This window comes from Methylobacterium sp. CCH5-D2, assembly GCF_001556475.1.
In the GTDB taxonomy this organism is placed as follows: domain Bacteria; phylum Pseudomonadota; class Alphaproteobacteria; order Rhizobiales; family Beijerinckiaceae; genus Methylobacterium; species Methylobacterium hispanicum.
This window is the reverse complement of record NZ_LSIX01000593.1, coordinates 1-10,257: the sequence shown is the minus strand read 5'-3', so window position 1 is coordinate 10,257 and position 10,257 is coordinate 1. Positions and strand designations below refer to the sequence as shown.

Below are 10,257 nucleotides of genomic sequence, written 5' to 3'. Positions count from 1 at the left end.
AGAGCACGTCGTCGCCCTGGCCGCCGTAGAGCGCGTCGTCGCCGAAGTTCCCGTAGACCACGTCGGCGCCGAAATTGCCGTAGACGATGTCCGCACCCTGGCCGCCGAAGACGGCGTCGTTGTCCTGGCCGCCGAAGAGCCGGTCGTCGCCCTGGTTGCCGTAGATCAGGTCGGCGCCCTGGTTGCCGTAGACGATGTCGTTGCCGCTGCCCGCCCGCACGGCGTCGTTGCCCTGGCCGGCGACGATCTCCGAGGCCAGCACGCCGTCCACGATGGCATCGTCGCCCGCCGTCCCGGCGCGCCGCACCAGGATCGGGTCGCCGACATCGGTGAGGATGGCGAGGTCGAGATCGCTGATCGCGTACCGCGTCCCGCGGTAGTAGGCGACGCCGTTCATCAAGCCCGCGAGCGGATTGGTGCCGGGCGGCTCGCTGACGTTGCCGTAATGGCCGTAATTGCCGAGCGTCAGCGGGACCGCGCCGCCGAAGACCGCGGTCGCCGTCGGACCGTTGAAGACCGGGCCGCCGCCCGGATTGCCGACCTGCAGGTCGAAGGTATCGAGGTAGTTCCCGGGCAAGGCCCCGGTCGTCCCGTCCCGCCAGCCGTTGAACCCGAGGCCGTGGCCGATCTCGTGCACGAGGACCGAGACCGCGTCGGTGCGCGTCGTCGGGATGACGGGCGCGGCGCCGGGCGTCGGGTCGAGCCAGAGCTCGTTCCGCACGTAGGCGGGGTCGAGGTTGATGACGATGTCGGGGTTCGCGCCCGTCACGTCGATCCCGGCGGCCAACTCGCGGCCGGCGCCGCCCTGGTACAGGTTCAGCCCGTTATACGAGCCGAGATAGGCGCTCGACGCGCTGGCGCCGTTCGCGCGCCCGACCGAGGCGACCGTGATGCCGATCTCGATGTTGGCCGGGCTGTTCAGGACTTCGGACCAGAGCTGCCAAGCGTATCCCGCGTTGCTCACGGTCTCGTCGTCCGAGCCCTGGCGTCGATGACGCCGCAGGGCGCGGAAGGCCATCCCGATCGCGGAACTCGGGGCCGACATCCGCACGATCCCATCGACGGACGGGTGGATGGAGCAGTTCAACCGGTAGTTCGCTAAGGTCGGGTGCTGCTCAACCTCTTGTCATCCGTCTTCGGCGGTCTGATCGAAGGTTTGAATTTTTTCGTTGGCATCGTCCGGACTTTTCGTCGATCAACGCCGGATGATTTTGCTGGAAAGCATTCGCATCTTCATGCGTTCGGCGGACACGGGCAGTTTCTCGGCGGCCGGCCGAGACCTGCGACTGTCACCGTCCGTGATCAGCTACCGGATCCAAAATCTGGAGAAGCATCTCGGATGCCTTCTTCTGACACGCACCACGCGTCGGATGAGTCTCACCGAAGCGGGCCGCATCTTCTACGACCGCTGCCTCGACATCACCGCAGCCGTCGAGCGGGCGGAGAAGTGCGTGGAGGCGGCGGGTGCGACGCCGCGCGGAACGCTCAAGGTGACGGCTCCGCTCGGCCTGGGCCGACGCGTCATCGCACCGCTGATTCCCCGCTTCCGCGAGCGCCATCAGGAAGCCGACGTGCATCTCAGGCTTTCCGATCACCTGCTGGATCTCGTCCAGGAGGCCGTCGATGTGGCGGTCCGGCTCTCGCAGATGCGGGATTCCAGCTTCACCCTGCGAAAGGTCGCGGGTGTCGAGCGCGTCCTATGCGCCGCACCCTCGTATCTCGAACGAAGCCCGCCCCTCGACGAGCCCGCCGACCTTCTGCGCCACGATTGTCTTCTGCTGCGGTTTCCAGGCTCCGAGCAATTTCGCTGGACGCTGACCGATCGGGGCAAGACTTTGACCCTCCCGGTGTCCGGCCATATCGATGTCGATGACGGCGAAACCTTGACGAATTGGGCGTTGGCCGGGGAAGGCATCGCTCTGAAGCCCCTGTTCGAGGTGGCCTCCCATATCGCCAGCGGCCAGCTCGTAACGGTTCTCCCGAAGACGCCGCCGCTGTCCGCGACGCTCGGCATCCTCTATCCCTCGCGGAAGATGCTGTCGGCACGCGGAAAGACGTTCGTGGATATGGCATACGCGGTCATGCGCGACCATGTCGCCGCGCAGCTCGCACTCGTCGGAAAGCATCCGACCTAGGGTATGGTCCCGGGACGTGGCGTGAGAGGCCGGCCTGAGGGTTGCCACTGGATCGCTCCGGGTCGCCGATGCGCGCCCTCCGCCGTCAGCTGCCGCGATAGGTCGAAAAGGCCCAGGGCGATACGAGAAGCGGGACGTGGTAGTGGCCATCCGGGCTCGCTATGCCGAAGCGGATCGGAACCGCGTCGAGGAAGGGCGGATCTGCCAGACCAAGCTCTTCGCGCCCGCGGAAGTAGGGCCCGATATGGAAGGTGAGCTCGTATGTCCCGACGGCGAGGGCGTCACCGCTGAGGAGCGGCGCGTCGGTCCGGCCATCGGAATTCGTCACGGTCTCCGCGAGCCGCTCCGACGCGCCATCCGAACGCAAGCGCCGCAATACGATCGTGACGCCGGCTGCCGGCTTGCCGGTCGTGGTGTCCAAGACATGTGTTGAGAGACGGCCCACTGCAACGTCCTCCGCGATAGATCGTGTCCGGCACGACCGGACGGCACGAAGGCGAACACGCCCGCCGCCGCCGACGCAACCGGAAAGCCGCCCGCATTCAACGAACCGCTTTGAAGGTGTTTGGCCAAAACGGGGATCGCTTCGCGGTGGCGCGCGCCGCACAGTCATCGGCGATGCGCGAGTCGGCGAGTCGGCGAACAAAAGATCTGTGCAAGAACCCGGGTCGGGAGACAGACATGAGATACTCCGTTCACCCGGTGGAAGAGGTTCTACCCGCGCCGAAACTCGTCGCTCTGGGTCTTCAGCATGTCCTGGTGATGTATGCCGGCGCCGTCGCGGTGCCTCTGATCGTCGGCCGGGCTCTGCAGTTGCCGCCGGATCAGGTGGCTCTGCTCGTCAACGCCGACCTGTTCGTCGCTGGCATAACGACCTTGATCCAGTCCTTGGGGCTCGGGCGCTTCTTCGGCATCAAGTTACCCGTCATGATGGGTGTGACCTTCGCTGCCGTCGGTCCCATGGCGGCCATGGCCGCCAACCCGAACCTGGGCGCCGCCGGCATCTTCGGAGCCACGATCGTGGCGGGCGTGGTCACCATTCTCCTCGCGCCGTTCTTCAGCAAGCTGTTGCCGCTGTTTCCGCCGGTCGTCACCGGCACGGTCATCCTGATGATCGGCATCTCGCTGATGCGCGTCGGCGTGAACTGGGCGGCGGGTGCCTCGGTGGACACGCTTCCGGGCTACGGTGAGCCGCTGCACCTCGTCATGGCCGCCGGCGTGATGGTGTTCATCCTGACGATCACCCGTTTCGCCAGCGGCTTCCTGGCCAACGTCTCCGTGCTCGCCGGCATCGTCGCGGGCTGCGTCGTGTCGTTCCTGCTCGGACGGATGGATTTCACCCAGGTCCTCGGCACCGACTGGTTCGCCCTGGTGACGCCCTTCAGGTTCGGGATGCCGACCTTCGACCCGATCGCCGGCCTGACGCTCAGCGTCGTGATGATCGTCGTGATGATCGAATCCGCCGGCATGTTCCTGGCTCTGGGTGACCTGACAGGACGCCCTATCGACGCGCAGTCGATGTCGCGCGGCCTGCGTGTCGACGGCCTCGGCACGCTGATCGCCGGGGTGTTCAACAGCTTCCCGCATACGTCGTTCTCGCAGAACATCGGCCTGGTCGGCGTGACCGGCGTGCGCTCCCGGTGGGTCACCGTCGTCGGCGGCGGCCTCCTGATCGTCATGGGCCTCGTGCCGAAGCTCGGCGCGCTCGTCGCGGCGGTGCCGCTGTTCGTTCTCGGTGGGGCCGGGATCGTCATGTTCGGAATGGTGGCCGCCACCGGCATTCGCATCCTGACGGAGGTCGATTACCGTACGAATCGTAACAACCTCTACATCGTGGCCGTCGCCAGCGGCTTCGGAATGATCCCGCTCGTCGCACCCAAGTTCTTTCACGCTCTGCCGGCCTCCCTGGGGCCGGTCCTCCACTCGGGCATCCTGCTGTCCGCCGCCGCCGCGGTCGTCCTGAACCTGTTCTTCAACGGTCTCGGCGGCGGGCAGGCGCCGGAGACGGAGATCGTCATCCGCCCGGCGCGCGAGTGAACGGCTCGCCGGCCGAAGGGACGCGATCGCGGCAGCGCTCGGTCCCGACGTCGCAACCCATCGAGGACGATTTGAAATGGATCCGATACTGCACGAATGGGGCGGTTTCCTCATTCGGTGGACGCACGTCGTCACGGCCATCGCCTGGATCGGCGCGTCGTTCTACTTCATGCATCTCGACGCGAGCCTGCGCTCGATCACCGAGATACCGGACGGCCGGGGCGGCGAGGCCTGGGAGGTGCATGGCGGCGGCTTCTACCAGGTCCGGAAGTACCTGATCGCTCCCGACAGGATGCCCGACCATCTGATCTGGCACAAATGGCAGTCCTACGCGACTTGGCTGTCGGGCTTCGCGCTGCTGTGCTGGCTCTACTACGCACAGGCCGAGCTGTATCTCATCGATCCGGCCGTCCGGCAGATCACGCCGCTCGTCGGAGCCATCGTCGGGATCGGCGCGCTCGCGGTGGGCTGGCTGATCTACGACGGCCTCAATCGCTCGCCGCTGGCGAACCGGCCGCTCCTGCTCTCGGGCATCGTCTTCCTGGTCGTGCTCGCCTTCGCGTTCGGCTTCCAGCAGGTATTCTCCGGCCGCGCCGCGATGCTGCACACCGGTGCCGTGATCGCCACCTGGATGACGGCCAACGTCTTCTTCGTGATCATGCCCAACCAGCGCAAGGCCATCGCCGAACTGGTCGCTGGTCGCGTGCCGGACCCCGCCTGGGGCAAGCAGGCGAAGAACCGTTCGGCCCACAACAACTACCTGACCCTGCCGGTGGTGTTCTTCATGCTGTCGGGTCATTATCCCTTGGTCTGGTCCACACCCTACACATGGACGATCATCGGCTTGGTCGTGGTCGCGGGCGGCGTCGTGCGGCACTTCTTCAACGTCCGCCACGCCGGAAAGGGCGACCCGTGGTGGGCGTGGGCTGTCGCGGCCGCTTGCATCATGCTCGCGGTCACGATCACCGTGGTCTCCGCTCCCGGTGCCCGGGACCGCCTCGGACTCGCCTCGGCCGGCGCGGCGACGCCGGGCGCCACGGCGTCCAGCCACCTCGCGGCGCTCCGCGTCCCGGCGGCCGACGAGGACGTCGTCACGATCGTGGCGAGCCGCTGCAGCATGTGCCACGCTCCCGAGCCGCTCTGGCCCGGTCTCGCGAGCCCGCCCAAGGGCGTGCTCCTCGACACGCCCGAGAACATCGCGCGTTTCGCGGACGCCATTCGTGTCCAGGCCGTGCTGACCCACGCGATGCCCCCGAACAACATCACGGACATGCAGCCCGAGGAACGGGCCACGCTCGGCCGCTACCTCCAAGGGCGCTGATCGCCCCGCGCGCCCGATCCGGCGGCCGCGGGGCGATCAGCGCCATCCGCGGCCACGAGGCTCGCTTGAGAGACGGCGTCTTGCCCGAGTATCGACATCGTTCGCCGCTCTGGGCGGCAATCCATTCCGCACAGGTCCGCCAGGTCTGAGCCGCGTTCGCGCTGAAGGTCCGACAGTCCCGATATCGCGAGCCGAACGGAACCCGTCGCATCCCCGGAGGAGCCCGAAATGATTTCCCTGAGCCGCCTCAACGCGGTCGATCGATCGACGTTCGTCTCCCTCCTCGGTGAGATCTACGAGCATTCGCCCTGGGTCGCCGAAGCCGCCTTCACGCGCCGGCCCTTCGCGACCCGTGACGAGCTGCGAGACGCGATGAGCGCGGTCGTCGCTCAGGCGGACCCGGAGCGGCAGCTCGCCCTGCTGCGCGCCCATCCCGAGCTGGCGGGTCGCGCCGCCATACGCGGCGAGCTGACCACCCATTCCGCCGATGAGCAGGAAGCGAGCGGCCTGCTGAACGGCTCTTCCGAAGAGCTGCGGCGCATACAGGATCTGAATCGCGCCTATGGGGAGACGTTCGGGTTTCCGTTCGTGATCGCGGTCAAGGGGATGGATCGGAGCGCCATCATCGCGGCCCTCGAGCGGCGTCTCGGCAATCCGCCGGACGAGGAAAGGCTGGAGGCGCTGCGTCAGGTTTCGCGGATCGCCGCCTTCCGTCTGGAGGCCGCCGTCGGTTCCTAGCGCGCCGCTCTCGGGGGAGGCGCGCGAGGCCCGACTGTCGCGCAGGGCGGCCGACCACTCCGGCGGCCCGCCGCACGCGTCCGATGCGGGGACCGGACGCGTGCGAACCGTCGGTGTCAGGCGGCCGCGGCGGCCGAGGTTCCGCTCTTCGCCTCGCGGCGGCGGGCGGTGAGGACCCACTCGGTGTAGCCGTTGGGCTGTTCGCGGCCCTTGAGGACGAGGTCGCTCGCCGCGCGGAAGGCCGGGCCGTCGAAGGCCGGCGCCATCGGCCGGTAGAGCGGGTCGCCCGCGTTCTGGCGATCGACCACCTTGGCCATCCGCTTGAGCGTCTCCATCACCTGCGCCTCGTCCACCACGCCGTGGTGCAGCCAGTTGGCGATGTGCTGGGACGAGATCCGCAGGGTCGCCCGGTCCTCCATCAGGCCGACATCGTGGATGTCGGGCACCTTGGAGCAGCCGACCCCCTGGTCGATCCAGCGCACCACGTAGCCGAGGATGCCCTGCGCGTTGTTGTCGAGTTCCTGCTGCACGTCGTCGGGCGCGAAGTTCGAGCGGGCGAGCGGGATCTCCAGGATCTCGCTGAGCGCCGAGCGCGGGCGCCGGGCGAGTTCGAGCTGGCGGGCCCGCACGTCGGTCTCGTGGTAGTGCAGCGCGTGCAGCGTCGCGGCGGTGGGGGAGGGCACCCAGGCCGTCGAGGCTCCCGCCTTCGGGTGGACGCCCTTCTGCATCAGCATGTCGGCCATGGCGTCGGGCGCCGCCCACATGCCCTTGCCGATCTGCGCCCGGCCGAGCAGGCCGCAGGCGAGGCCGACATCGACGTTGTTCTCCTCGTAGCCCTTGATCCAGGCGGTGGCCTTCATGTCGTTCTTGCGGATGACGGGCCCGGCCTCCATCGCGGTGTGGATCTCGTCGCCCGTGCGGTCGAGGAAGCCCGTGTTGATGAAGACCACGCGCGAGGCCGCCGCCTTGATGCAGGCGGCGAGGTTGACCGTGGTGCGGAGCTCCTCGTCCATGATGCCCATCTTCAGCGTGTCGGCCTCCAGGCCCAGCATCGCCTCGACCCGGGAAAACAGCTCGACCGCGAAGGCGACCTCCTCGGGCCCGTGCATCTTCGGCTTGACGATGTAGACCGAGCCGGTCCGGCTGTTGCGCAGGCCAGATTCGCCCCGGAGATCGTGGATCGCGATCATCGCGGTGACGGCGGCATCCAGCATGCCCTCGGGGATCTCGTTGCCGTCGGCGTCGAGCACCGCGTCGGTGTCCATGTGATGGCCGACGTTGCGCACCAGCATCAGCGAGCGGCCGGGCACCACCACCTCGCCGCCGCCGGGCGCGATGTAGTGCCGGTCGGGGTTGAGGCGCCGCTCGTGGGTGCGGCCGTCCTTCTCGAAGGCCGCCGCGAGCGTGCCCTTCATCAGTCCGAGCCAGTTGCGGTAGACCACGACCTTGTCGTCGGCATCGACGGTGGCGACCGAGTCCTCGAGATCCATGATCGTCGAGACCGCGGATTCGAGCAGGATGTCGGCGACCCCCGAGGCGTCGAACCGGCCGATCCGGTGGGTGCGGTCGAGGACGACCTCGATGTGCAGGTTGTTGTGGCGCAGCAGCAGGGCCGAGGGCATGCTGGCCCGGCCGCGATAGCCCGCGAAGGTCTCGGGGCGGGCGAGCGGCACGGTCTCGCCGGTATTGAGGTTGCCCACGAGCCGTCCGTCCTCCACCGCGTAGGTGACGACGTCGGCGTGGCGGCCGCCCGCCAGCGGCACGGTGCGGTCGAGATAGGCGCGGGCGCGGGTGACGACGCGCGCGCCGCGGGTGCGGTTGTAGCCGCCGCCCCGGACTGCCCCGCCCTCCTCGGAGACCGCATCGGTGCCGTAGAGCGCGTCGTAGAGCGAGCCCCAGCGGGCGTTGGCGGCGTTGAGCGCGTAGCGGGCGTTCGAGACCGGAACGACGAGCTGCGGCCCGGCGATCTCGGCGATCTCGGCATCGACGTTGCGGGTGTCGACCTGCACGGGGCCGGGATCGGGCAACAGGTAGCCGATCTCTCGCAGGAACGCCTCGTAGGCGGCCGGGTCCGCCGGCTTGCCGGCCCGCGCGCGGTGCCAGTCGTCGATGCGCGCCTGCAGCGCGTCGCGCTTGGCCAGCAGCGCCCGGTTCTTCGGCGTCAGGTCGCGCACCACCGCGCCGAGGCCGCCCCAGAACACCTCCGGGGAGATCCCGGTGCCGGGCAGCGCCTCCGCCACGACGAAATCGTGGAGCACCCGCGCCACCGCGAGGCCGCCGACATTCACCCGATCCATACCCATCCTCGTTGCGACGCTGTCCGTATGGGCGGCGTCGATATCAGGCGGGGACGGCGGCAGGTAGGCGAGGGCGGAGGAAAATGGCGACACAAACTGGAATACCTCACGCCACCGGTGGGCCGGGTCGTGACAACGTTCCTGTGTCGTCAATCGCGATGCACGCGGGAAGATGCACACTGCGCTTGCTGGGAGGCTAACGCTTCGATACCAGCTTCGCCATAAACAAATTCGGGAGGTCACGAATGCCCCACCTGCAACCCTCGCGCCGCACGATCCTGGCCGGGGGGCTTGCCGCCGCGCTGCCGCTGTCCGCGCGGGCGCAGGGCGCCTATCCGACCCGGCCGATCACGCTGATCGTGCCCTTCGCGGCGGGCGGCTCGACCGACGTGGTCGGGCGCCTCGTCGCGCAGAAGCTGTCGGAGGTGCTGGGCCAGCAGGTGGTCGTCGAGAACGTGGTCGGGGCCGGCGGCAATGTCGGGGCCGCGCGCGTCGCGAAGGCGGAGGCGGACGGCTACACCATCCTGATGGGCACGGTCGCGACCCACGCGCTGAACCCGCTCATCCTCAAGCGCAAGCCCTACGACCCGGTGACCGACTTCGCCCCCGTGGCGCTGCTCGTGGTCGTGCCGAACGTGCTCGTCGTCAACCCGAACCTGCCGGCCAAGAACGTGCAGGAGCTGATCGCCCTGCTGAAGGCGGACCCGAAGAAGTACAACTACGCCTCCTCGGGCATCGGCACGCCCCTCCACCTCTCGGGCGAGCTGTTCAAGAGCATGGCGGGCGTGCAGATGCAGCACATCCCCTACCGCGGCTCCGGCCCGGCCCTGAACGACGTCGTGGCGGGCCAGGTGCCGATCCAGTTCGACAACCTGCCCTCGGCCTCGGAATTCATCCGGGCAGGCACGCTGCGGGCGCTGGCCGTCACCACGAAGGAGCGCGCGCCCTCCTTCCCCGACGTGCCGACCATGGCGGAGGCGGGGTTGCCGAACTACGAGACCTACACCTGGAACGCCCTGTTCGCGCCGCCCGGTACGCCGCGTCCGATCGTGGACGCCCTCAACGCGGCCGCCCGCAAGGCGCTCGCCGACGAGGCCCTGGTCGAGCGCCTGAAGACCTTCAGCGCCAAGGTCCAGCTCTCCACCCCCGAGGGCCTCGGCGAGCACGTGAAGGCCGAGGTCGCCAAGTGGACCCCGGTGGTGCGCGAGGCCGGCATCCAGGCCGACTGAGCCGCATCCGCCTTCGCGGCGCCCGCGGGGTGCCGCGAAGGCCGTTCGATCGACCGCGACGGGATCATCCAACGACAAGAACCGCCGGGTGAAGGCGGAGCCGGATTCGGGAGGGACGCATGAGTGAGCCTGTGGGTGGCTCGGGGGCGCGCGGGATCGTGCGCGGACCCCAGAGCTTCGTGGCCGGACTGGGCCTGATCGCGCTCGCGCTGTTCGCGATCTGGGCGGGCGGCGACCTCGCGCGCGGCACGCTCGGCGCGATCGGCCCCGGCCTGATGCCCTACGGGCTGGCCCTCGGCGTGGGCCTGTGCGGCGCGGCGCTCTGCGTGGCCGGCCTGCTGCGCGACGGCGCGCAGCTGCAAGCCATGCCGCTGCGCGGGCCCGTGGTCATCCTGCTGGCGATCGGGCTCTTCGCCGTGACGATCCGGCCCTTCGCCTTCGGCAGCCTGTCCACGCCGGGGCTCGGCCTCGCCGTGGCCGGCCCGCTCGCGGTGCTGGTG

Annotated in this window: 7 protein-coding genes and 2 pseudogenes; 6 read left to right on the top strand and 3 right to left on the bottom strand. The window is 68.8% G+C overall.

Annotation, left to right across the window (positions count from 1 at the left end):
* Positions 1–1,045, bottom strand: a pseudogene (locus AX737_RS34470) (hypothetical protein); the annotation flags it as partial.
* A gap of 160 nt (positions 1,046–1,205) precedes the next feature.
* Here AX737_RS34470 and AX737_RS15290 point away from each other — a divergent pair.
* Positions 1,206–2,135 (top strand): LysR family transcriptional regulator, encoded by a 930-nt coding sequence (locus AX737_RS15290; protein ID WP_066922685.1) that lies wholly within the window; start codon positions 1,206–1,208, stop codon positions 2,133–2,135.
* A gap of 85 nt (positions 2,136–2,220) precedes the next feature.
* On the opposite strand, the gene uraH is transcribed toward AX737_RS15290, so the two are convergent.
* Positions 2,221–2,580 carry a hydroxyisourate hydrolase gene (gene uraH, locus AX737_RS15285; protein ID WP_066922683.1) on the bottom strand — a complete coding sequence of 120 codons (360 nt, stop codon included), beginning with the start codon at positions 2,578–2,580 and terminating at the stop codon, positions 2,221–2,223.
* Between the two features lie 236 nt (positions 2,581–2,816).
* On the opposite strand from uraH, the gene AX737_RS15280 reads away from it, so the two are divergent.
* The 3 genes from AX737_RS15280 to uraD all read left to right on the top strand — a co-directional run bounded on the left by AX737_RS15280 (position 2,817) and on the right by uraD (position 6,231).
* Complete coding sequence (locus AX737_RS15280) at positions 2,817–4,172, top strand: nucleobase:cation symporter-2 family protein (RefSeq protein WP_066922681.1); 1,356 nt, start codon at positions 2,817–2,819, stop codon at positions 4,170–4,172.
* Positions 4,173–4,248: 76 nt separating this feature from the next.
* Positions 4,249–5,493 (top strand): urate hydroxylase PuuD, encoded by a 1,245-nt coding sequence (locus AX737_RS15275; protein WP_066922679.1) that lies wholly within the window; start codon positions 4,249–4,251, stop codon positions 5,491–5,493.
* A 228-nt stretch (positions 5,494–5,721) separates the two neighbouring features.
* Positions 5,722–6,231 (top strand): 2-oxo-4-hydroxy-4-carboxy-5-ureidoimidazoline decarboxylase, encoded by a 510-nt coding sequence (gene uraD / locus AX737_RS15270; RefSeq protein ID WP_066922677.1) that lies wholly within the window; start codon positions 5,722–5,724, stop codon positions 6,229–6,231.
* 116 nt (positions 6,232–6,347) lie between these two features.
* Here the strand turns inward: uraD and AX737_RS15265 are convergent, their stop codons facing one another.
* Positions 6,348–8,528: a malate synthase G gene (locus AX737_RS15265; protein ID WP_066922675.1), complete on the bottom strand. Its 2,181-nt coding sequence runs from the start codon at positions 8,526–8,528 to the stop codon at positions 6,348–6,350.
* Positions 8,529–8,773: 245 nt separating this feature from the next.
* Here AX737_RS15265 and AX737_RS15260 point away from each other — a divergent pair, with 245 nt between their 5' ends.
* Positions 8,774–9,757, top strand: a complete 984-nt coding sequence (locus AX737_RS15260; RefSeq protein ID WP_066922673.1) for a tripartite tricarboxylate transporter substrate binding protein — start codon at positions 8,774–8,776, stop codon at positions 9,755–9,757.
* A 119-nt stretch (positions 9,758–9,876) separates the two neighbouring features.
* A pseudogene (locus AX737_RS15255) lies at positions 9,877–10,257 on the top strand (tripartite tricarboxylate transporter TctB family protein); the annotation flags it as partial.

Coding starts and splice junctions, on each gene's coding strand:
- AX737_RS15290 (WP_066922685.1), top strand. CDS start 1,206: ATGATTTTGCTGGAAAGCATTCGCATCTTCATGCGTTCGGCGGACACG.
- AX737_RS15280 (WP_066922681.1), top strand. CDS start 2,817: ATGAGATACTCCGTTCACCCGGTGGAAGAGGTTCTACCCGCGCCGAAA.
- AX737_RS15275 (WP_066922679.1), top strand. CDS start 4,249: ATGGATCCGATACTGCACGAATGGGGCGGTTTCCTCATTCGGTGGACG.
- uraD (WP_066922677.1), top strand. CDS start 5,722: ATGATTTCCCTGAGCCGCCTCAACGCGGTCGATCGATCGACGTTCGTC.
- AX737_RS15265 (WP_066922675.1), bottom strand. CDS start 8,528: ATGGATCGGGTGAATGTCGGCGGCCTCGCGGTGGCGCGGGTGCTCCAC.
- AX737_RS15260 (WP_066922673.1), top strand. CDS start 8,774: ATGCCCCACCTGCAACCCTCGCGCCGCACGATCCTGGCCGGGGGGCTT.